General features: G+C 72.4%; 14 protein-coding genes. 8 read left to right on the top strand and 6 right to left on the bottom strand.

Annotated elements, in window-relative coordinates; genetic code table 11:
- Positions 1-12 precede the first annotated feature (12 nt).
- The gene (locus PKE78_RS08055) at positions 13-942 is read left to right on the top strand and encodes an alpha/beta fold hydrolase (protein WP_271200358.1); all 930 of its coding nucleotides are present in this window, start codon (positions 13-15) and stop codon (positions 940-942) included.
- Positions 943-1,012: 70 nt separating this feature from the next.
- On the opposite strand, the gene PKE78_RS08060 is transcribed toward PKE78_RS08055, so the two are convergent.
- Positions 1,013-2,029 (bottom strand): alpha/beta fold hydrolase, encoded by a 1,017-nt coding sequence (locus tag PKE78_RS08060; protein ID WP_271200359.1) that lies wholly within the window; start codon positions 2,027-2,029, stop codon positions 1,013-1,015.
- 83 nt (positions 2,030-2,112) lie between these two features.
- On the opposite strand from PKE78_RS08060, the gene PKE78_RS08065 reads away from it, so the two are divergent.
- Positions 2,113-3,042, top strand: coding sequence for a LysR family transcriptional regulator (locus PKE78_RS08065; RefSeq protein WP_271200360.1), 930 nt, complete (start codon positions 2,113-2,115; stop codon positions 3,040-3,042).
- Between the two features lie 14 nt (positions 3,043-3,056).
- Here PKE78_RS08065 and PKE78_RS08070 read toward each other — a convergent pair whose 3' ends face one another.
- Complete coding sequence (locus tag PKE78_RS08070) at positions 3,057-4,112, bottom strand: threonine aldolase family protein (protein ID WP_271200954.1); 1,056 nt, start codon at positions 4,110-4,112, stop codon at positions 3,057-3,059.
- Positions 4,113-4,350: 238 nt separating this feature from the next.
- The gene (xoxF5, locus tag PKE78_RS08075) at positions 4,351-6,156 is read right to left on the bottom strand and encodes a lanthanide-dependent methanol dehydrogenase XoxF5 (RefSeq protein ID WP_428981245.1); all 1,806 of its coding nucleotides are present in this window, start codon (positions 6,154-6,156) and stop codon (positions 4,351-4,353) included.
- Between the two features lie 230 nt (positions 6,157-6,386).
- Between xoxF5 and PKE78_RS08080 the strand changes: the two genes are divergently transcribed.
- From PKE78_RS08080 to PKE78_RS08090, 3 genes are all read left to right on the top strand, one after another.
- Positions 6,387-7,796, top strand: a complete 1,410-nt coding sequence (locus tag PKE78_RS08080; protein WP_271200361.1) for a histidine kinase — start codon at positions 6,387-6,389, stop codon at positions 7,794-7,796.
- Positions 7,797-7,799: 3 nt separating this feature from the next.
- Positions 7,800-8,462, top strand: a complete 663-nt coding sequence (locus PKE78_RS08085; RefSeq protein ID WP_271200362.1) for a response regulator — start codon at positions 7,800-7,802, stop codon at positions 8,460-8,462.
- A gap of 69 nt (positions 8,463-8,531) precedes the next feature.
- The gene (locus PKE78_RS08090; protein WP_271200363.1) at positions 8,532-9,470 is read left to right on the top strand and encodes a glutaminase; all 939 of its coding nucleotides are present in this window, start codon (positions 8,532-8,534) and stop codon (positions 9,468-9,470) included.
- Between the two features lie 82 nt (positions 9,471-9,552).
- Here the strand turns inward: PKE78_RS08090 and PKE78_RS08095 are convergent, their stop codons facing one another.
- Positions 9,553-11,349: a hypothetical protein gene (locus PKE78_RS08095; RefSeq protein ID WP_271200364.1), complete on the bottom strand. Its 1,797-nt coding sequence runs from the start codon at positions 11,347-11,349 to the stop codon at positions 9,553-9,555.
- Positions 11,350-11,529: 180 nt separating this feature from the next.
- Here PKE78_RS08095 and PKE78_RS08100 point away from each other — a divergent pair, with 180 nt between their 5' ends.
- The 3 genes from PKE78_RS08100 to grpE all read left to right on the top strand — a co-directional run bounded on the left by PKE78_RS08100 (position 11,530) and on the right by grpE (position 19,555).
- Complete coding sequence (locus PKE78_RS08100; RefSeq protein ID WP_271200365.1) at positions 11,530-16,740, top strand: alpha-2-macroglobulin family protein; 5,211 nt, start codon at positions 11,530-11,532, stop codon at positions 16,738-16,740.
- The gene (pbpC, locus tag PKE78_RS08105; protein ID WP_271200366.1) at positions 16,737-18,803 is read left to right on the top strand and encodes a penicillin-binding protein 1C; all 2,067 of its coding nucleotides are present in this window, start codon (positions 16,737-16,739) and stop codon (positions 18,801-18,803) included. The genes PKE78_RS08100 and pbpC overlap by 4 nt, the downstream gene beginning before the upstream one ends.
- A gap of 95 nt (positions 18,804-18,898) precedes the next feature.
- Complete coding sequence (gene grpE / locus PKE78_RS08110; protein ID WP_271200367.1) at positions 18,899-19,555, top strand: nucleotide exchange factor GrpE; 657 nt, start codon at positions 18,899-18,901, stop codon at positions 19,553-19,555.
- Between the two features lie 16 nt (positions 19,556-19,571).
- Here grpE and serA read toward each other — a convergent pair whose 3' ends face one another.
- Both serA and PKE78_RS08120 read right to left on the bottom strand, forming a co-directional pair.
- A complete protein-coding gene (serA, locus tag PKE78_RS08115; RefSeq protein ID WP_271200368.1) occupies positions 19,572-21,158 on the bottom strand; it encodes a phosphoglycerate dehydrogenase in 1,587 nt (528 codons plus the stop codon).
- A gap of 40 nt (positions 21,159-21,198) precedes the next feature.
- Complete coding sequence (locus PKE78_RS08120; RefSeq protein ID WP_271200369.1) at positions 21,199-21,945, bottom strand: enhanced serine sensitivity protein SseB C-terminal domain-containing protein; 747 nt, start codon at positions 21,943-21,945, stop codon at positions 21,199-21,201.
- Between the last annotated feature and the right edge of the window lie 62 nt (positions 21,946-22,007).

The following is a 22,007-nucleotide window of genomic DNA, read 5'->3' on the forward strand; positions in this document are numbered from 1 at the left end:
GAGACCTGATCGATGACGCCCCGCCGCCGCGACCTTCTCCTGTGGTCCGCCGCCGCCTCGACGGTCGGCCTGCGGGCGGCGGCGCAGGCCGCGCCCGGGCCATCGGATGCGGCGGGCCTCGAGAGCCGATATCTCGATCTCGACGACGTGCGGCTGCGCTACGTCGTGGCGGGCGAGGGACCGACCGTGGTCCTGCTCCACGGATGGCCCGAGACGTCGGCGGCCTGGTCCGGCGTCATCCGCCGCCTCGCCGGCCGCTTCAGGCTGATCGCCCCGGATCTGCGCGGCGTCGGCGGATCGAGCATCCCGACGACCGGCTATGCGAAAGAGCGGATCGCGGCCGACGTCGCGGCGCTGATCGAGCGGGAGGCCGGCGGGGCCGCGGCCGTGGTCGGCCACGACATGGGCGGCAAGGCGGCCTATGTGCTCGCGCTGACGCAGCCGGCCCGCGTCTCGCGGCTCGTGCTGGTCGACTGTCTACTGCCGGGCACAGAGAACGGCGACGCCCTGCGCGGAGGAGCCTGGCACTACGGGTTCCACATGGCCGAAGGCTTCGCGGAACTGCTGACCCAAGGGCGCGAGCGAGACTACATCGCGGCCCAGATTCGCGCCTGGTCTCACGTCAAGGACGCGATCCCGGAAGCCGAGATCGCCGCTTACGCGCAAGCCTACGCCCGGCCCGGCAGGATGACCGCCGGCTTCGGGCTCTATCGCGCGCTTCCCGAGGACGCCGCGTTCGCGGCCGGATTGCGGTCCCGGACGCTCGCCATGCCGGTGATGACGGTCGCGGGCCGCAGCAGCGCTGGGACCACGCTCTCGAAAGCCGTCGAGCCCCAGGCTCCGAACCACGCCGCGGTCGTGATCGAGAATTGCGGGCATTTCGTCGCCGCGGAAGCGACGGACGTCCTTTGCGACAGACTCGCGTCGTTCTTGGACGCATGAGCCGGCGCCCGGCCGGCCAGCCGGACGCCTCGAAGGACGCCGCGCGCGCCCCCGGCGACGACGCCCGCCTTCAGATGACGCCGTGGCGCTGGAGGAAGTCGCGGATGCGCGCGGCGATCTCGGTCGCGTGCGTCTCCAGCGCGAAGTGGCCGGCGTCGAGCAGATGGATTTCGGCCTTCGGCAGGTCGCGGCGGTACGCTTCGGCCCCGGGCGGGATGAAGAAGGCGTCGTTCCTGCCCCACACCGCGAGCAGCGGCGGCTGGTGCTTGCGGAAGTAGGCCTGGAAGTCCGGGTAGCGCTCGACATTGGTGCGGTAGCTCAGGATCAGGTCGAGCTGGATCTCCTCCGCCTCCGGGCGGCGCATGTAGTGCATGTCGAGCGTCATGCCGTCGGGCCCAACCCGGCCCTCCGGCGCGCCGTGGGTCCACTGGAAGCGGATCGCCTCGTCGGTCAGCGCGGCGCGGCAGGCCTCGCGGTTCTCGGGGGTGGGGTTGCGCCAGTAGGCCTCCCACGGGCCCCACTCCTTGCTGAACCCTTCCACATAGGCGTTGCCGTTCTGGCTGATGATCGCCGTCACCCGCTCGGGATGCGCCATGGCGAGGCGGAACCCGGTCGGCGCGCCGTAGTCGAAGACGTAGAGCGCGTAGCGGGTGAGCCCCATGGCCTCGACGAAGCCCTCCGTCACCTCGGCCAGCTTGTCGAAGCTGTACGCGAACGAGGCGCGCGGCGGCGCGATCGTATTGCCGAAGCCGGCGAGGTCCGGCGCGATGACGCGGTACCGGTCGGCCAGCAGCGGGATGAGGTCGCGGAACATGTGGCCCGCGGTCGGGAAGCCGTGCAGCAGCAGCAGCACGGGCGCGTCCGGCCGGCCGGCCTCGCGGTAGAACACCGTGACGTCGCCGACCTTTTTCGTCCCGAAACGCAGGCGGACGTCGTCCGCCGCGACGGGGCTCGGGGACGGCGCCGCTCCGGCTGGCGCGGTAGCTCCCGCCGCGGCGAGGCCGCCCAGGCCGATCGCGGCCATCACCGACCGCCGTTCCCAGCTCTTCTGCAGCATCTCCATGATGTGCGCTCCTGTCTCGATCATCTCTGTCGAGCCAGAAGCTATGGCTTGCAGGTTCATGCTATAAGACGCCAAATTCGCACTCTTCGATTTCAGGAAATGAAATCATGGACCGGCTCGACGCCATGGTGATGTTCGTCGCGACCGTGGATCAGGGGTCGCTCGCAGGCGCCGCCCGCGTCTTCGCCTGCTCGCCCGCCAAGGTCACGCGCGCGCTGCAGATGCTGGAGGAGCGGCTCGGCGAGCGGCTGGTCCACCGCAACGCCCGCCGCCTGCGTCTGACGGACGCCGGCGAGCGGCGGCTCGCGGTCTACCGCCGGGTGCTGGCGGAGCTCGACGCGGCGGAGGGCGGCTCCGGCGGCGCGATCGACGGCCTGATCGGCGTGACCGCGCCGGAGCTGTTCGGCCGGCTGCACGTCGTGCCGGTGATCGAGACGTTTCTCGCCGAGCATCCGGCCGCGCGGGCGCGGGCGCTGCTGCTCAACCGGATGGTCGATCTGGTGGAGGAAGGCATGGACGTCGCGGTCCGCCTCGCGCCGCTGCCCGATTCCGGGATCGTGGCGACGCGGCTGGGCGAGGTCCGCAAGCTCGTCTGCGCCGCGCCGTCCTATGTGGAGCGCGCCGGCGCTCCAGCGAACCCGATCGAGCTGCAAAAGCACGCCTGCGTGGGCGAGGAGGAAGGCGACGCCGGCGCGCTGTGGCGCTTCGCGGAGCCCGGGCCGCGACGGCGCAAAACGTTCGCGGTCGCGATCCGGCCCCGCATGGCGCTGAACTCCGCCGGCGCCGCGATCGACGCCGCCGTGCGCGGCCACGGCGTCTGCCGCGCGCTGTCCTACCAAGTCGCCGAGCATATCGCCGCCGGGCGGCTGGTGACGCTGCTCGACGCGTTCGAACCGGAGCCGACCCCCGTCAGCCTCGTGTTCCATCCCGTGCCGCGCCGCAACGAGACGCTGCGCGCCTTCATCGACCACGCGGCGCCGCGCCTGCGCGAGACCCTCGCTGGGGTCGCGCGGCAGATCGGCGAGACCCGCGGATGAGCTCCCTGCGCCGGTCAGGCCGCCGGAGAACTACCCCCTGCGCCCCCGCGCCGGAACGCCGCCGCGACCTCGCCGGCGACGTCGATCGCCCGCGTGATCCCCGCCGCGTCCACGTCGAGATGGGTGGTGGCGCGGACCTCGTGCGCGCCGGTCGCACGGAAACGCACGCCGCGCCGCTCGCAGGCCTCCACGAAGGCGGCGGCCGTCGCGTTCAAGCCCTCGACCGTGAAGCGCAGGATGTTGGACTGGGTCGCCGCCTCGAACTTGACGCCCTCGATCGCCCGCAGACCGCGGTCGAGGGCGGCGGCGTTGTCGTTGTCGACCTTGAGCTGCGCGACGTGATGGTCGAGCGCGTAGAGCCCGGCGGCGGCGAGCACGCCGGACTGGCGCATCGCGCCGCCCAGCCGGTACTTCCAGCGCCAGGCCTCGACGATGAACGCGCGCGTTCCGCACAGCACCGCCCCGACCGGGCAGCCGAGCCCCTTCGACAGGTCGATCCAGGCGCTGTCGAATCCGGCCGCGTAGTTGGCCGCTGAGATGCCGGTCGCCGCGACCGCGTTCAGCAGCCGCGCCCCGTCCATGTGCGCCTTCAGGCCGTGGCGGCGGGCGACGTCGCGCACCTCCCGGACGGTCCCGAGCGGCCAGATCGAGCCGCCGGAGAAGGCCGTCGTGTTCTCGATCGAGATAAGCGCCGGGCGCGGCGCAGTGCGGGCGGCGGGCCTAATCGCGGCCTCGGCCTGCGCGGCCGAGAACACGCCGTCGCGGGTCGCGAGCGGCAGGGTCGCGACCCCCGCGATCGCGGCGGCGCCCGCGGCCTCGGTGTTGAAGATGTGGGAGGTCCCGTCGACCACGATCTCGTCTCCCGGCCGCGTCTGCACGAGGATGGCGACCAGATTGCACATGGTGCCCGACGGCATGAACACCGCGTCCTCCATGCCGAGCAGATCGGCGACGCGGGCGCAGAGCGCGTTGGTCGCGGGGTCGGAGCCCGCCTGCTCGTCGCCGACCTCGGCGCGCGCCATCGCGTCGCGCATGCCGGCGGAGGGGCGCGACTGGGTGTCGGAGAACATGTCGACAAGATCAGGCAAGGGCGGCTCCCGCTTCGGCTCCGGACGGGCGTGATAGCGGGAAACGCGTCCGCGCGCACGGCCCCCGCCCTCTCCGGGCGACGCATAAAAAAAACGGCGGGCCGCCAGGAGCCCGCCGTGTCCATAAGTCCTGCGCCCGGCCGAGGGAGGAGATAGCCGGGCGCGTCTGCGCTATGGAAAGTTTCGTCGGGGGGCCCGGGTAGGACAGCCCCAGACCTCGTCAATTCGGAAGCTTGAACACCGTGAGCTGGCCGCCGAGGGCGGTGTAGCTCGACAGAGCCGCGTAGCCGCCGACCGCGCCGAGACCCTCGTTGCCGCCGGTCAGGCCGGCCGCGAGGCCGATGCCGGCCCAGCCGCCGACGCCCGAGAGCACCGCGACGTACTGCTGGCCCTTGTGCTCATAGGTCGTGACGTTGCCGATGATGCCGGACGGGGTCTTGAACTTGTAGAGCTCCTTGCCCGACTTGGCGTCGACCGCCTTCAGGTAGCCTTCCAGCGTGCCGTAGAACACGACGTCGCCGGCGGTCGCGAGGGCGCCCGACCACACGGAGAACATCTCCTTGTTGGACCAGACGATCTTACCCTTGACGTTGTCCCAGGCGATGAAGTTGCCCATGCCGCCGTGGCTGTTCGGCGCGGCGTACATCGACAGCGTCGCGCCCACATAGGGCTGGCCGGCGGTGTAGGACACCTGGAACGGCTCGTAGTCCATGCAGACGTGGTTGGTCGGCACGTAGAACAGCTCGGTCTTCGGCGAATAGGCCGCCGGCTGCTGGTCCTTGGTGCCGAGAGCTGCGGGGCAGATGCCCTGGCTGTTCACGTCTTCGCCGTTCTGCTCGGTCGAATACTTGGCGACGACAAGCGGACGGCCGTAGGTCTTGGACGACTTGTCGAGATCGACCTTGGTGGCCCAGTTCACCACGGGATCGTACTTCTCGGCGACCAGCACTTCGCCGGTCTCACGGTTCAGCGTGTAGGCGAAGCCGTTGCGGTCGAAATGGGTGAGAAGCGGGACGTCCTTGCCGTCAATCTTCTGATCCGTGAGGATCATCTCGTTGACGCCGTCGAAGTCCCACTCGTCGTGTGGGGTCATCTGGTAGACCCACTTGGCGACGCCGGTGTCCGCGTCACGGGCCCACACCGTCATCGACCACTTGTTGTCGCCGGGACGCTGCTTCGGGTTCCAGGTCGAGGGATTGCCCGAGCCGTAGTAGACGAGGTTCAGCTTGGGGTCGAAAGCGAACCAGCCCCAGGTCGTCCCGCCGCCGATCTTCCACTGGTCGCCTTCCCAGGTCTTCAGCGACGAATCCTTGCCGACCGGCTTGCCGTGCTCGGTGGTCTTCGCCGGATCGACGAGCATCTCCTCGTCCGGACCCATGGAGTAGCCGCGCCAGGCGAGCTTGCCGTCCTTCAGGTTGTAAGCCGTGACGTGGCCGCGCACGCCGAACTCGCCGCCCGAGATGCCGACCAGCAGCTTGTCCTTGAAGGGCATGACGGTGGTGGTGTTGGACTCGCCCTTCTTCGGGTCGCCGTTCACCACCGACCAGATCTTCTTGCCGGTCTTGGCGTCGAGCGCCACCACCGTGGTGTCGGCCTGCTGGAGGAAGATCATGCCGTCGGCGTAGGCGACGCCGCGGTGAACCGTGTCGCAGCACATCACCGGCACGACGCCGGCGTCCTGCTTCGGCTCGTACTTCCAGATGATGCGGCCTTCCTGATTGAGGTCGAGCGCGAACACGTTGTTGGGGAACGGCGTGTGCACATACATCATGTCGCCGACGATGAGCGGGCCGCCCTCATGGCCGCGCAGGACGCCGGTCGAGAACGTCCAGGCCACCTGGAGCTTGTCGACGTTCTTGTTCGTGATCTGGTCGAGCTTGGAGTAGCGGGTGTTGGCGTAGTCGCCGGTCTGGATGCCCCACTGCTTGGGGTCCTTGACGATCGCCTCGACGCTGTCGTTGGCGAGCGCGGGCGAGGCCGCAACGGCGGCCGTCAGGCCGAGGCCGAGAAGAAAGGCGCGGTTCAAATGGTCGTCCTCCGACTGCGCGGACAATGGCGCCGGCGGCGCTCTCTTCTGGTTTCACCCTTGCGGGCGTCCGTCCGCTGATTGGCAGAGACTCCCGAACGGCGCGCGGATGCGTAGAGACCGGCTCCCAAGTTCGATTGGGAAATCTTCCCGATCTCGATCGGGTCCCTTGCATTCGGCGCGGCGGTCCCGGACACCGGAGCGTCGAGACGAAAGGCGGACGCGAACCCATGTCGCTCATGACCGGGCTTGTTCTGCGCATCTTCGCGGTCGTCGCGCTGTGCCTCGCCGGAGCGGGCGCATGGACGATGATGGAATCGCACGACGTCATCCGCCGCGAGGTCGCCGCGACCGCCGAGCGGGTGGAGCGTGAAGCCAAGAACCTCGCCTGGCGCGAGGTGATGTTCCGCGGAAACGAGGGCCCCAACGCCCGGCTCGCCTTCCCCGAATGGCGCACCGCCGACACGCTGCGGATCATCAGTCCGGGCTACTGCGTCACGCTCGCCTGGACCGGCGAGCCGCCGACGCGGTTCTGCGGCGGGCCGGAGAACGCGCGCGACGCGGCGCCGGGCTGGTTCGCGGCCCTGCATCACGCGCTGTTCGGGGCGCTCCCGCCGGTGCGGAAGACGATCGCGGCCGGCCGCCACGTGGTCGGCATGGTCGAGGCCTCGGCGGACGACGCCGCCGTGGCGTGGCGGGTGTGGCGGCAGGTCAGCGTGGTGCTCGGCGTCGCCGGCGCCATGGCGATCGCCATCGCCGCGCTCGCGACCGTCGCGATCGGCCAAGCGCTGCGTCCGGCTGACGTCATCGTCCGCGGCCTGAAGCGGCTGGAGGACGGCGACCACGAGGTCCGCCTGCCCGACTTCGCGGCGCGCGAGTTCGCCCATGTGGCGCGGGCGTTCAACGACCTCACCGAGCGCCTCGCCCGCACCACCGCGCAGCGCGCCGCCGTCACCCGCCGGCTGTTCCAGGTGCAGGAGGAGGAGCGCCGGGCGCTGGCGCGCGATCTTCACGACGAGTTCGGCCAGTGCCTTACGGCCACGCGCGCGCTCGCCGCGGCGGTGGCCGGCGCGAGCGCGAAGGACCGGCCGGACATCGCCGGCAGCGCGCGCGAGATCGGCGCGATCAGCGAGGGCATGGCGATGACGCTCCGGAGCGCTCTCGCCCGGCTGCGGCCGCCGGAGCTCGACGAGATCGGGCTGGAGCAGAGCCTCGAACAGCTCGTGGCGACGTGGAACGCCCGCACCGCGACGGCCGCCCGCCGGCCGACCTTCCGGCTGGATGTCTCCGGCGACCTCGACGACGTCCCGCCCCAGACGGCGCTCACGATCTACCGCGTCGCGCAGGAGGGACTGACCAACGCCGCGCGGCACGGCGCCCCGCAGGAGGTGCGGATCGCCGTCGCGCGGCCGGAGGAGGCCGCCGCGGCGGTCACCGTCACGGTCGAGGACGACGGCGGCGGGGACGCGCAGGGCCTCGAATCCGGCGCCGGGCACGGCCTGCTCGGCATCCGAGAACGGGTCGACGCGCTCGGCGGCGCGTTCACGGCGGAGCCGACCGGACGCGGCGTGCGTATCTCGGCGCGGATACCGCTCGCGGAGCGGACCGACGCCCGCGCCGCCGCGCGCGAGGCCGCCTGACCGATGCAGGGCCTGACCATCCTGCTGGTCGACGACCATCCCGTCGTGCGCGCCGGCTACCGCAAGCTGATCGAGCTGCAGCCGGGCTACCGCGTCGCGGCCGAGGCCGACAGCACCTCCGCTGCCTATCTCGCCTACCGCCGCGCGCCGACCGACATCGTGATCATTGACCTCAGCATGCCGGGCTCCAGCGGGCTCGAGGCCATCCGCCTGATCAAGGCGGTCGACCGCAACGCCCGCATCCTCGTGTTCACGATGCACGAGGGCCTGTCCCACGCCCTGAAGGCGTTCGAGGCTGGCGCCTCCGGCTACGTCACCAAGAGCAGCCCGCCCGAGGCGCTGATCGCCGCGATGGGCGCGATCGCCGAAGGCCGCAAGGCGGTGAGCGACGACATCGCCCGCGAGATCGCGGTCGAGCGGCTGTCCGGCCGGCGTTCCCCGCTCGACGCGCTCGGGCCGCGCGAGGTCGAGATACTGCAGCTCATCGCCTCGGGCCGGACCACCGACGAGATCGCCGACGCGCTCTCGCTCAGCCAGAAGACGATCCAGAACTACCATTCCGGCATCAAGGCGAAGCTCAACGCCCGGACCGACGCCAATCTGGTCTGGGTCGCGATCGAGGCCGGCCTGATCGAGATGCGGTCGGTCGGGGTCGGCGCGGGCTGAACCGGCGCATCGGCCGCCCCCGCAAGAACCCGCGCGCCGACGCCAGGAATCGGAGATAAGTCGTCGCCCATGACCACGCGCCCCGACCTCGATCAGATCGTTCAGGACATCGCCGGCGAGATGCTGCGGCGGCCCGACCGCGGCGACGTCGCGCGCTACATCCCCGAACTCGCGCGCGTCAGCCCAGACCAGTTCGGCATCGCCGTGATCGACGCCGACGGCGCCGTCAGCGCGGCCGGCGACTGCGACGCGCCGTTCTCGATCCAGAGCGTCTCGAAGGCGTTCACTCTGACGCTCGCGCTCGGCAAGGTCGGCGACAGGCTGTGGAAGCGGGTCGGACGCGAGCCCTCGGGCAGCCCGTTCAACTCGATCGTCCAGCTGGAGCGCGAACAGGGCGTCCCCCGCAACCCCTTCATCAACGCCGGCGCGATCGCCGTCACCGACGTCATCCTCTCCGGCCACAAGCCGCGCGAGGCGCTGGGCGAGATCCTGCGCTTCATGCGCTTCCTCGCCGACGACGACGCCATCTCGATCGACGAGGCGGTCGCGGCCTCCGAGCAGCGCACCGGCTTCCGCAACGCGGCGCTCGCCAACTACATGAAGTCGTTCGGGGTGATTGAGAACCCGGTCGAGTTCACGCTCGGCGTCTACTACCACCACTGCGCTATCGCCATGTCGTGCCGGCAGCTCGCAATGGCGGCGCGTTTCCTCGCCCATTCCGGCGTCCAGCCCACCACGGGGCGCTCGGTCGTCCCCCCTGAGCGCGCCCGGCGCATCAACGCCCTCATGCTGACCTGCGGCCACTACGACGGCTCGGGGGACTTCGCCTACCGCGTCGGCCTGCCGGGCAAGAGCGGGGTCGGCGGCGGCATCGTCGCGGTCGCGCCGGGCAAGGCCTCGATCGCGGTGTGGTCGCCAGGCCTCGACGCCGCCGGCAACTCCCATCTCGGCCGCCTCGCGCTGGAGATGCTGGTGAAGCGCACCGGCTGGTCGATCTTCGGCGCCTGACGTCGCGAGCGCAGAGAAAAGCCCGCGGCCGCCGGGGCGGACGCGAGCTCAAGACGCTTTAAGCCTTCGACCCGGGGCCGGCTCAGGGCGCGACGCGGTAGGCTCTGAGCCGCGCGTCCGGCCCAAGATCGACCGGGCGGAGCCACGCCGGCGTCTCGCCGGCAAGCAAAGCCGCTGCGAAGCCGTCGGGATAGCGTGCGGCGAAGCCGGCGACATCGCCCTGGCCGGGACATATCACCACATAGGCGGCCCGGCGCGACAGCGCGACGGCGCGCGCCTCCTCGGCGCTGCCGGTCAGCGCGTCGACCTGGGCCGTCAGGCCGTCCACGCCGCGATGGTAGGGCGCGGCGACCACCGCGTGCGGCGTGAAGGCCAGCACGAACGGCCCGGCGTCGGAATTGTTGAGCGCGAGCCCCGGCGCGAGCCGCGCCAGCGCCGCGTAGTCCGAGCGCGGGCAGGCGGCGAGCGGCGCGACCGACGCCGGCGTTCCCTTGAGGCTCGCCGCGTGGGCGAGGCCGAGCCCCGCGACGCCCGCCGTCACCGGATTGAGCGCGATCAAGGCGAGCGCGGCCCGCGCCGCGAGGGGCTCGCCGTTCCGGGCGAAGCGCACGGCCGCGGCGCCCAGGACCGGCGCCGCGAAGGCGAGTGCCAGCGTGACGCCGCGGATCTGCCAGGCCGCGACCAGACAGGCGACGGCGACCGCGGCCGCCGCCGTCCAGGCCCGCCAGCGATCGTCGCCGCGGCTGGTCGCGCAGAGCGCCGCCGCCGCCGCGAGCCCGAACAGGGCGGACACCGCGATCACGACCGAGGTTTCCGGATCGTCCGCCCACAGCGTGAAGGCCCCCTGCGCCTCCCGAATGCGGTCGAGCCATTCGATCTTGAGGCGTTCCGGAAGAGCGGCGTAGGGATCGCCGAGGCAGGCTGAGGCGACGAGCGCGATGCCGATGACGACCACCGCGCCGACGAGCGCGAGCGCCGCGAGCCGCGCCAACACGCCGTCGCCGCGGGCGCGGGTCGCGAGCGCGAGCCCGCCGCCGCCGAGCGCCGCGGCGACGAGATGGCCGCTCGCAAGCGCGTCGCAGGCCGGTACGAGCCAGCGCGCCGGAGGCGTGGTCGCGACGAAGGCGGCAGCGGTGAACAGCGCGAAGCTCGCCCCGAACAGCGCCGCGCCGCGCGCCAGCGCCCGGCCCTGGATCGCGAAACGCAGCGCGACGATCGCCGCGAGCGACGCCAGCGCCGGCAGCGTCTCGAGCCCGATCGCGAGCATGGCCGCGGCCGCGAGCCCGCCGCCGACCGCCGCGCGGTCCGAACGGTCGAGCCGCAGCACGCAGGCGAGCAGCGCCATCGCGAGCGCGATCTGGGGCCCGTGATGATCGATCGCGCCGGGCTGGAACGCGCCCATGGCGCCGGGCGACAGCGCGAACAGCAGCGCTGCCGCGAGCCCGGCTCCGGGCCCTCCGAGCGAGCGACCCGCGGCCGAGGCGCCGATCAGGGCGACGGCCAGCGGCAGCAGCGGCCAGACCGTCAGCGTCGCCTTCAACGCCGCCTCCGGCGAGAGCAGCCGCTCGAACGTCCACAGCAGCGCCGCGATCGGAAGGTCGATCAGCCGCGACCAATGCATCAGCACGCCGTCTGGCGGATCGAGCCGCCGCTGCATCAGGTCGAACCAGCCCTGCCCGGCCAGAAAGTCCCGCACCTCGACGAGCCGCATGGCGTCGTCGCTCGAAAGCGCGTCAAGCGATCCGGCGAAGCCGCGCCACGCCAGAACGGCCGCGACCGCGCCCCACAGGACGAGCGTCGCCGCCGCTTCGGCGCGGTCGGTGAGAGCGACGGCGGGACGCCGGCGGCCGGCGACCCCGGCCGCGTCGAGACTGGCCATGGCCCAAGCGATTCCCTGAAACGGGCGCGAGGACGCCCGGATGAGGGCCGCAGGCTAGGCCACGCAGCGTTAGGGTCTCGTAAACCGGAAGCGCCATTTCGCGGCCGGCCCGCCGGCGCTATCGTGGCTCCCAACGACGCCCGTCCTGCACGCGGCGTCCGCTCTGGGGAGGGCGCGGTCATGCTGCGGATGTTCAGGACGCTCGGCTTCGTCGGGCTGACGGCTGCGGCGGTCGCCGCGACGGCGGCCGGTTTCTCCGCTCCGGTCCTCGCCGCGACCGACGGGTTCCAGAACAAGGACGCCCGCGACAGCGCGCTGAAGCTTGCCGCCCGGCTGGCGCGCGAGGCGGCGTCCGACGCGCGGCCCGCCGCCGAGCTGATCAAGCAGGGCGTCGCGCAGGTCCGCGCCGGCCAGTGGCGCGACGCGGCGGTCAGCATGGCGCTCGCCGCCGGCAAGGACCCGAACAACGAGCAGGCGTGGCGCAACCTGTCGATCGCGCTGTCGCGCGTGCAGACCGACGACTATTCCGAACGCGAGACCCTGAAGGAGCAGTCCGCCGGCGCCGCCTGGCGCGCCTACGAGCTCGCGGGCGACGCCAAGACCCGCGCCCGCGCGCTTGCGGTGCTCGCCAACGCCTTCATCTTCCGCGAGGAGTTCCGTCCGGCGCTCGACGCCTACAAGGCGAGCCTCAGGGATCAGCCGAGCGCCGAGGTGCAGGCGGCCTACGACAGGCTGCGCGCCGAGCACGGCTTCCGCGCGCTGGACTATTCCGTCGACGCCGAGGCGGCATCCCCGCGCGCCTGCGTTCAGTTCTCTGAGAAGCTGGCGCAGGGCCGGATCGACTTCGCGCCCTACGTCGCGCTGAAGGGCGTCGAATCGCCAGCCGTCACCGCCGACGACACGCAGATCTGCGTCGACGGCCTCAAGCACGGCGAGACCTACGAACTGACCGTGCGGCAGGGCCTGCCGTCCGAGGTCGACGAGACGCTGCCGGCCTCCAAGGACTTCCGCATCTATGTCCGCGACCGCGCGCCCGCCGCGCGCTTCACCGGGCGCAACTACGTGCTGCCCTCGACCGGCCAGCAGGGGCTGCCGATCGTCTCGGTCAATGTGGACGCGGTCGAGGTCGAGCTGTTCCGCGTCGGCGACCGCAACCTCGCGCCCTCGGTCGTGTCCGGCGACTTCCAGCGCCAGCTCGACGGCGAGGCGGTCGACAAGCTGAGGAGCGACACGGCCTCACTGGTCTATTCCGGCGAACTCGCGGTGGAGCGGAAGCAGAACGCGGACGTCGTCACCGCCTTCCCCGTCTCGGAAGCGGCGCCGGACCTGAAGCCCGGCGTCTACGTCATGGTCGCGAGCCCCAAGGGCGCGGTCGATCCCGAACCCTGGGACGCCCGCGCCACCCAGTGGTTCGTGGTGTCGGACCTCGGCCTGACCGCGGTGTCGGGAACCGACGGCGTCAAGGCCTTCGCCCGTTCGCTCGCCTCCGCCGGGCCGCTCGCCGGCGTCGAGCTCAAGCTCGTGGCGCGCGACAACGAGGTGCTCGCCACCCGCACCACCGACGCGGACGGCTTCGTGACCTTCGAGGCCGGGCTCACCCGCGGCTCCGGCGGCTCTGCGCCCGCCGTGCTGGTGGCGGCGAAGGGCGGCGACTACGGCTTCCTCGACCTCACCAAGCCGGGCTTCGACCTCTCCGACCGCGGCGTCGGCGGCCGCGCCGCGCCCGGCCCGCTCGACGCGCAGGTGTTCGCCGAACGCGGCGTCTACCGCTCCAAGGAGACGGTCCACGTCACCGCGCTGCTGCGCGACGACAAGGGAGCGGCCGTCGACGGCCTGCCGCTGACCCTCGTCGTCAGCCGGCCGGACGGCGTCGAGGACCGCCGCGCCGTGCTCGCGGACGCCGCCGCCGGCGGGCGGACCTTCGACATCCTTCTCGTCGACCAGGCCATGGGCGGCACGTGGCGCGTCGACGCCTACGCCGACGCGAAGGCCGCGCCGGTCGGCTCGACCACCTTCCTCGTCGCGGACTACGTGCCCGAACGGCTCGACCTGAAGCTCTCGACCGACGCCAAGGCGCTCGGCGCCCGCGGCGCGACCGTGGCGATCGACGGGCGCTGGCTCTACGGGGCGCCGGCCGCCGACCTCGCGATCGAGGGCGACCTGACGGTGCGGGCGAGCGACGCGACCCCGCCGGGCTTCGAAGGCTACCGTTTCGGCCTGTCCGACGAGACGGTCGCGCCGACCCGCACGCCGATCGACGCGCCGGGCCGCACCGACGCGGCCGGCAAGGCGTCCGTCGTCGTCGCCGAGCCGACGCTGCCCGAGACGACCCGGCCGCTCGAAGCCGAGGTCGCGCTCCGGCTCGCGGAGCCCTCCGGCCGGACGCTCGAGCGCACGGTGGTCCTGCCGATCGCGCCGAAGGGCGACCGCATCGGCGTCAAGCCGCTGTTCGCGTCCCGCGTCGGCGACGGCGAGAACGCCCGCTTCGACGTGAAGGTCGCCTCGCCCGAGGGCGCATCGCTCGCCGCAAAGGGCCTGACGTGGCAGCTCGTGCAGCTCGAGACCTCGTACCAGTGGTACGCGACCAACGGGCGCTGGAACTTCGAGACCGTCACCCGCACCCGCCGGATCGCCGATGGCGCGATCGACGTGGCGGCCGACCGGCCCGCGCGCATCGACGCCAAGGTAAGCTACGGCCGCTACCGGCTCGAGGTTTCCTCCGCCGATCCGCAGGGGCCGGCGACGAGCGTGACCTTCGACGCCGGCTTCTACGCCGCGGCGTCCACCGACACGCCCGACATGCTCGACGTCGCGCTCGACAAGGCGGCCTACGCGCCGGGCGAGACCGCGACCGCGACGCTGTCCTCCCGATTCGCGGGACGGGCGACCCTGCTGGTGGTGGGCGCGGGCGTGATCGCGCAGAAGACGCTCGACGTCTCCGACAAGGGCGCCTCGGTCGGCTTTGAGGTCACGGAAGCCTGGCGGCCCGGCGCCTATGTCGTCGCCTTCGTGCACCGCGCGCTCGACGCCAAGGCGAGCCGCATGCCGGGCCGCGCCATCGGCGTCGCGCATGCGGCCGTCGACGCCCGCGACCGCACCATCGGCGTCAGCCTCGACGTCCCCGACGCCGGCGAGCCGCGGAAGCCCTTCGCCGTCCCGGTGAAGCTCTCGGGGCTCGCGAGCGGCGAGCAGGCCTATGTCACGGTCGCCGCCGTCGACGTCGGCATCCTCAACCTCACCGGCTACAAGCCACCGGCGCCCGACAGGACCGTGTTCGGCCAGCGCCGCCTCGCAAGCGAAATCCGCGACCTCTACGGCCAGCTCATCGACGGCATGGGCGCCAAGGCCGGGCGCATCCGCTCCGGCGGCGACGGCGCCGGCGCCGGCGGACTGCAGGACACGCCGACGCAGGCCCCGCTCGCGCTGTTCTCCGGCCTCGTGCCCGCCGGCCCCGACGGGGTCGCGAACGTCGCCTTCGAGCTTCCGGCGTTCAACGGCACGGTGAAGCTGATGGCCGTCGCCTGGAGCCGGACGAAGCTCGGCAACGCCGCGAAGGACGTGGTCGTCGCCGATCCCGTGGTGGTGCAGGCGGCGCTGCCGCGCTTCCTCGCCGACGGCGACCGGGCGCGGCTCAGGCTCGACCTCGACAACGTCGCAGGCCCCGCCGGAGAGCATAAGCTGACGGTCGCCGTCTCCGGGCCGCTGACCGCGGGCGCCGCGCCGAAGGCGGTCACGCTCGCGGCCAAGGCGCGGACGGCGGTCGAGATCCCGCTGACCGCAAAAGGCGTCGGCCCCGCGCGCATCGACGTGGCGTTGAGCGGCCCGGATGGCCGCAGCTACCTCCAGGCGTTCGCGCTCAACGTGAAACCCGCGACCGCGCCGATCTCCCGCCGCAGCGTCGTCGCGCTCGCCAAGGGCGCGGGCGTCACCGTCTCGAACGACATGCTGGCCGACATCGTGCCCGGCACGGGCTCGGTCGCGCTTTCGGTCGGGCGGCCCGGCGCGCTCGACGCCGCGACCTTCAAGCTCGCGCTCGACGGCTACCCCTACGCCTGCTCCGAGCAGCTTTCGAGCCGGCTGGTCGCGCTGATCTACGGCGACGAGCTCGGGCTGTCGTCGCGGACGGCGGGCGCATCGCCCGAGGAGGTGAAGCAGCGGATCGGCGACATCGTCGCCCGCGTGCTGTCGCGCCAGGACGGAAACGGCTCGTTCGGACTGTGGTCCGCGGGCGGCGGCGACCTCTGGCTCGACGCCTATGTCACCGACGTGCTCGCCCGCGCCCGGACCGCGAAGGCCGACGTGCCGGCGAAGGCGCTCGAGCTCGCACTCGACAACCTGCGCAACACGATCGGCCTCAGGCAGGATTCCACGGAGTCCGACGTCGCCTACGCCCATTACGTGCTCGCCCGTTCCGGCCGCGCGCTGGTGGGCGAGCTGCGCTACCTCGCCGACGTGAAGATCGGCGAGTTCGCGAGCCCGCTGGCGCGGGCGCAGATCGGCGCGGCGCTGGCGCAGATCGGCGACCGGACACGCGCCGAGAAGGCCTTCGCCGCCGCCGAGACCGCGCTCGACGACGACCAGGCCCGGACCGATTTCGGCTCCGGCCTGCGCGATCAGGCCGGCGTCGTCGCCCTCGCCTCGGAGGCGCGGGCGGGCGCCGAGGTCACGCCGCTCGCCCTCCGCCGCATCGGCGAGGCGCGCGCCCAGCGCTCCTACCTGTCCACGCAGGAGAACGCCTGGCTGCTGCTCGCGGCGCGGGGCCTGCGGGCGCAGAGCGCCGACCTTTCGCTCACCGTCGACGGCGCGGCGCGGACCGGGGCGCTCACTGAGACCTATCCGCCGGAGCGGCTCGCCGCCGGGCCGTCGCGCATCGTCAACGCCGGCCAGACGCCGCTTGAGGCCGTCGTCACCGTGCGCGGCGCACCGGCCTCGCCAGAACCGCCTGCGGAGCGGGATTTCCACCTCGAGCGACGCTACTATACGACCGCGGGCGTCGAGGTGGACCCGTCGAAGGTCGCTCAGAACACGCGCCTCGTGGTCGTGCTGCGGGTGACGGAGCCCGAGCCGAGGCCCGGCCGCGTGCTCGTGGTCGACCGGCTACCCGCGGGATTCGAGATCGACAATCCCGAGCTCGTCTCCAGCGCGAAGCTGCCGGCGCTCGGTTTCCTCGGCGAGGAGCCGTCCGCGGCGCATTCGGAGTTCCTCGACGACCGCTTCGTCGCGGCCTTCGAGCGCGAGGCCGGCGGCGACGCGGTCTACTCCGCGGCCTATGTGGTCCGCGCGGTGACGCCGGGGCAGTTCGCGCAGCCCGCGGCCGTCGTCGAGGACATGTACCGGCCCGAGCGCTTCGCCCGCACCGGCGCGGGCCGGATCGAGGTGACGGCGAGGTGAGCGCCTACGGGCGCCCTGCCCGCCTCGCCGCGGGCTGCCTGCTCGCGGCCCTCGTCGGCGGCGGGGCGGCGGCGGTCGCGCTCGGAGGCTACGCCGCCCCCTCCCCCGGCCGCGCCGAGACGCTGTCGACGCTCGTGGTCGACCGTGACGGACGGCTGCTGCGCCCGTTCACGGCGACGGACGGCGCCTGGCGGCTGCCGGTCGCGCGCGAGGCGGTCGACCCGCGCTTCGTGCGGCTGCTGACGGCCTACGAGGACAAGCGCTTCTTCCGGCACCCCGGCGTCGATCCGCTCGCCGCCGCCCGCGCCGCGGCGCAGGCGTTCAAGCATGGCGGCATCGTCTCGGGGGGCTCAACGCTGACCATGCAGGTGGTTCGCCTGCTGAACCCGGACCGAGCGCGGACGCTGCGCCGCAAGCTCGACGAGGCCGCGACCGCGCTCGCGCTCGAACGGGCCGTCGGCAAGAACGGCGTGCTCGACCTCTATCTCCGGCTCGCGCCCTATGGCGGCAATCTCGAGGGCGTGCGCGCGGCGAGCCTCGCCTATTTCGGCAAGGAGCCCGCCCGGCTCTCGATCGCGGAAGCCGCGCTGCTGATCGCGATCCCGCAGGCGCCCGAGGCGCGTCGGCCGGACCGCGACGCCGCCGCCGCCCGCCGCGCGCGGGACCGCGTGCTCGACCGGCTAGCCGAGGCCGGCGCGATCACCGCGGCGGAGGCCGCCCACGCCCTGGAGGAGACGACGCCGTCCGGGCGGCGGGCGTTCCCGAACCTCGCGGCCCATGCCGCGGAGGCCGCCGCGCGCCGCGCCGGGCCCGGCGGCGTCGTTGGGCTCACCCTCCGCCGCGACGCCCAGCACGCGCTGGAGGAGCTGGCGCGCGACCGGGCGCGCGCCCTCGGCCCCGGCCTGTCCGCCGCCATCCTCGTCGCCGACCACGCCACCGGCGCGATCGAGGCGAGCGTCGGGGCGGCGGACTATTTCGACGCAAGCCGGGCCGGCGGGCTCGACCAGACCCGCACGGTGCGCTCGCCGGGCTCGGCGCTGAAGCCCTTCATCTACGCGCTCGCCTTCGAGAACGGGATCGCGGCGCCGGCGACGCTGATAGAGGACCGCCCCGCCCGCTTCGGCTCCTACGCGCCGCGCAACTTCGACGAGGGCTTCCACGGCACGGTGAGCTGCGCGCAGGCGCTGGCGCTGTCGCTGAACATTCCGGCGGTGGCGCTGATGGAGGCGGTCGGGCCGCAGCGCTTCGTCGCGCGGCTGCGCGCGGCCGGCGCCGAGGTCTCGCTGCCGGGGACCGAGGCGCCCGGCCTTGCGGTCGCGCTCGGCGGCGTCGGTGTGCGGCTCGTCGACCTCGCCACGCTCTACGCCGGGCTCGCCCGCGGCGGCGCAACCGTGCCGCTGACCGACGACCCGGCGCGTCTCGCGGAGCCGGGCGCGGCCGGGCGACGCCTCGTCGATCCGGTCGCCGCGGCCCAGGTCGCGCTGGCGCTGCTGAAGAGCCCGCCGCCGGAAGCCGCGCTCGGCGGGCGCATCGCCTTCAAGACCGGCACCTCCTACGGCTACCGCGACGCCTGGGCGGTCGGCTTCGACGGCCGCCGCGTGGTCGCGGTCTGGGTCGGACGGCCCGACGGCGCCTCGAGCGCGGGCCTCGTCGGGCGCGACGCCGCCGCGCCGATCCTGTTCGACGCCTTCGCCCGGCTCGGCGGCGGGATCGCGCCGCTCGGCCCCGCCCCGGCGGAGACGACCGTCGCCGCCGCAGACCTGCCCGCGCCGCTGCGCCGCTTCCGACCCTTCGGGAGCCTTCCGGAGGCGGAGCCCGGCCGCTCGCCGCTCGTGGTCGCCTATCCGCCGGACGGCGCGCGGGTCGAGCTCGACGGCGGCGCCGAGCTGGCGCTGAAGGCGGCCGGCGGCGTGGCGCCGTTCCGCTGGCTGGTGGACGGACGCCCGCTGCCGCCCGAACGACGGCGTGAGACGCTGTGGCCGGTCTCCGGACCCGGCTTCGCCCGCGTCACCGTGACGGACGCGACCGGCGCGACCGCCTCGGCCGAGGTGCGGATCGACTGACGGCGCTCGGGCGCGGCGGAGCTTGATTTTCGGCGCCGGCCGCCTGATATCGGGCTCGCTTCCCCTTCCCGTGAACGACTTGCAAGAGGCGCGCGATGCCGGACCCGACTTCGCCCCGCACCCCCGAGACCGAAACCGCCGACGAGGCCCCGACGAACGCCGCCGCCGCGACCGACGAGCAGCGCGCGGACGGCACGGTCGAGCCCGAGGTGACCGAACCGGCCGCGCCGGCCGACCGGACCGCCGAGCTCGAGGCCGCGGTCGCGGACCTGCGCGACCGTTTCCTGCGCAGCCACGCCGAGATGGAGAACCTTCGCCGCCGCACCGAGCGCGAGGTTCAGGACGCCCGCAAGTACGCGCTGACCGCCTTCGCGCGCGACCTGCTGTCGGTCGCGGACAATCTGCGGCGCACGCTCGAATCCTCAGGGTCCGCCGGCGAGGCGGCGAAGCCGCTGGTCGAGGGCGTCGAGCTCACCGAGCGCGAGCTGCTGAAGACGCTCGACAAGCACGGCGTCGCCAAGCTCGACCCGAAGGGCCAGCCGTTCGACCCGAACTTCCACCAGGCGATGTTCGAGGCGCCGGACCCGAGCGTGCCGAACGGCACCGTGGTCCAGGTGGTGCAGGACGGCTACGTGATCGGCGACCGCCTGCTGCGGCCGGCGATGGTCGGCGTGGCGCGCGGCGGCCCGAAGCCGGGATCCGCCGAGGCCGCGCCCGCCGAACCGAAGGCCGGCGTCGACCGCACCGCGTGAGCCGGAGCTCGCGCGCTCAGAACCTGAGCGCGCGAGCCTGCTTCACGTGCTCCAGCGACTGGACCTGGGCGACGACGGCGTCCGGGATCTCGCCGTCGATCTGGACGATGGCGATGGCGTCGCCGCCCTGCGCGGCGCGTCCGAGATTGAAGGTCGCGATGTTGACGCCCGCGGCGCCGAGCGTCGCGCCGAGCGCGCCGACGTAGCCCGGCTTGTCCTCGTTGGTCACGTAGAGCATCGACGGCCCGAAGGCGGCCTCGATCTCGATGCCCTTGATGTCGATGATGCGCGGCTTGCCGTCGGCGAACACCGTGCCGGCGACGTGCCGGGTGAGGTCGCCGGCGGTGACGGTGAGGCGGATGACGCTGTCGTAGGTCTCCGCCTCCTCGCGCAGCACCTCCTCGATTGCGACGCCGCGCTCGCGCGCGATGACGGGCGCCGAGACCATGTTGATGTCGGCGAGCTGCGGCTTCAGCAGCCCGGTGACGGCCGCCGAGGTCAGCGCGCGGGTGTTCATGTCCGCGACCAGCCCCTCGTACTCGATGCGGATCGCCGTGATCCCGCTCTCAGTGAGTTGCCCCGCGAAGGAGCCGAGCTTCTCGGCGAGCGCCACGAACGGCTTCAGCCGGGGCGCCTCCTCGGCGGTGATAGAGGGCGAGTTCACCGCGTTCGAAACCGCGCCGCGGAGCAGGTAGTCGGACATCTGCTCGGCCACCTGCAGCGCTACGTTCTCCTGCGCTTCCGAGGTCGCGGCGCCGAGATGCGGCGTGCACACGACCGCGGGATGGCCGAACAGCGGGTTCTCGGTCGCGGGCTCGGTCGTGAACACGTCGAAGCCGGCGCCCGCCACATGGCCGGCGTCCAGCGCGTCGCGCAGGGCCTTCTCGTCCACCAGGCCGCCGCGGGCGCAGTTGACGATACGCACGCCCTTCTTCATCCGCATCAGAGCCTTGGCGTCGATGACGTTGCGCGTCTTCTCCGTCAGCGGCGTGTGCAGGGTGATGAAGTCGGCCCGATCGAACAGCTCATCGAGCTCCACCTTCTCGACCCCGAGGTCGAGCGCGCGCTCCGGCGACAGGAACGGATCGAAGGCGATGACGCGCATCTTCAGGCCGATCGCGCGCTCGGCGACGATCGAGCCAATGTTGCCGCAGCCGATGATCCCGAGCGTCTTGGAGGTGATCTCCACCCCCATGAAGCGGTTCTTCTCCCACTTGCCGGCCTGGGTCGACACATCCGCCGCGGGAATTTCGCGGGCGACCGCGAACATCATCGCGATGGCGTGTTCGGCGGTGGTGATCGAGTTGCCGAAGGGCGTGTTCATAACGATGACGCCCTTCGCCGTCGCGGCCGGCAGGTCGACGTTGTCGACGCCGATGCCGGCGCGGCCGATCACCTTGAGGCGCTCGGCGTTGGCGAGGATCTTCGGCGTGACCTTGGTGGCCGAGCGGATGGCGAGGCCGTCGTAGCCTCCGATGACGGCGGCGAGCCGGTCCTTGTCCTTGCCGAGATCGGGTTGGAAGTCGACCTCGACGCCGCGGTCCTTGAAGATCTGGATCGCGGCCGGGGACAGCTTGTCGGAGATGAGGACGCGGGGGGCCATAGGCTCGTCTTTCGTGTTCGCCGCCCCTCGCGGGGCCGGCTCAGGTTTTCCGATAGAACGGCTGCACGTCGCGCTCGAAATAGGCGTCGAGCGGCGAGCCGGGGACGGGAACGAAATCGATCGTGTCGGTCGGGCGGGCGACGTTCTCCAGCACCTCCTCGACGCGGTCGAGCACGGCGTCGAGATCGCTCTCGACCCCGAGCCCGATCACGAGGCGCTTGACGCCGTCGGCGTCGGCGAACAGCGCCTGCGCGATGTGCGCCGTGGTGACCTCGGGCGTCGTCGCGAACAGCGCGGCGAGCGGCGCGGTGAGATGGGTCGGCATCGGGTCGGGACGCCCGACCAGCGTCGGGAGCTCTCCGGCGTCCTCGTCGCCGACGTCGGGCGCGTCGTCGAAGCCCTCGTTGGCGCGTTCGAAGTCGCCCTCGAGCATGGCCGCGACGTCTTCCGCCATGAACTCGTGGCCGTAGTCCGAGCCCGGATTAAGGACGAAGTTCGCGTCCTCGATCTGGCTGACGATCTGCTTGAACGACTGCCGGACGATCAGAAGCCTTTCCTCGCCGAACATCGCCGTGACGCGGCTGTCGGCGGTGAAAATCGGCACGAAGCTCAGGTCCTCGTGCGTCACTTCGGGCACCGCATAGCCGCCGCCCTTTCCATCCGCCGGATCGAGCAGCGCGAAGGACAGTTCGGCGTCGAGGAACTCCTTGAGAAAAGCGACGCGGTGCGCCGGCTCCTCGATCGCGCGGATCAGCGAACGTTCGAGAGCGTTCTCGGGCGTGAACATGAGGTGGGCTCCGGGCTGGGCTTCATACGTTCGGATGGAAAAACGCGTCGTCATGCCCGCCT

The sequence above is a fragment of the Methylopila turkensis genome, assembly GCF_027922325.1.
GTDB classification, from domain to species: domain Bacteria; phylum Pseudomonadota; class Alphaproteobacteria; order Rhizobiales; family Methylopilaceae; genus Methylopila; species Methylopila turkensis.

Coding starts and splice junctions, on each gene's coding strand:
- PKE78_RS08055 (WP_271200358.1), top strand. CDS start 13: ATGACGCCCCGCCGCCGCGACCTTCTCCTGTGGTCCGCCGCCGCCTCG.
- PKE78_RS08060 (WP_271200359.1), bottom strand. CDS start 2,029: ATGATCGAGACAGGAGCGCACATCATGGAGATGCTGCAGAAGAGCTGG.
- PKE78_RS08065 (WP_271200360.1), top strand. CDS start 2,113: ATGGACCGGCTCGACGCCATGGTGATGTTCGTCGCGACCGTGGATCAG.
- PKE78_RS08070 (WP_271200954.1), bottom strand. CDS start 4,112: ATGTTCTCCGACACCCAGTCGCGCCCCTCCGCCGGCATGCGCGACGCG.
- PKE78_RS08080 (WP_271200361.1), top strand. CDS start 6,387: ATGTCGCTCATGACCGGGCTTGTTCTGCGCATCTTCGCGGTCGTCGCG.
- PKE78_RS08085 (WP_271200362.1), top strand. CDS start 7,800: ATGCAGGGCCTGACCATCCTGCTGGTCGACGACCATCCCGTCGTGCGC.
- PKE78_RS08090 (WP_271200363.1), top strand. CDS start 8,532: ATGACCACGCGCCCCGACCTCGATCAGATCGTTCAGGACATCGCCGGC.
- PKE78_RS08095 (WP_271200364.1), bottom strand. CDS start 11,349: ATGGCCAGTCTCGACGCGGCCGGGGTCGCCGGCCGCCGGCGTCCCGCC.
- PKE78_RS08100 (WP_271200365.1), top strand. CDS start 11,530: ATGCTGCGGATGTTCAGGACGCTCGGCTTCGTCGGGCTGACGGCTGCG.
- grpE (WP_271200367.1), top strand. CDS start 18,899: ATGCCGGACCCGACTTCGCCCCGCACCCCCGAGACCGAAACCGCCGAC.
- serA (WP_271200368.1), bottom strand. CDS start 21,158: ATGGCCCCCCGCGTCCTCATCTCCGACAAGCTGTCCCCGGCCGCGATC.
- PKE78_RS08120 (WP_271200369.1), bottom strand. CDS start 21,945: ATGTTCACGCCCGAGAACGCTCTCGAACGTTCGCTGATCCGCGCGATC.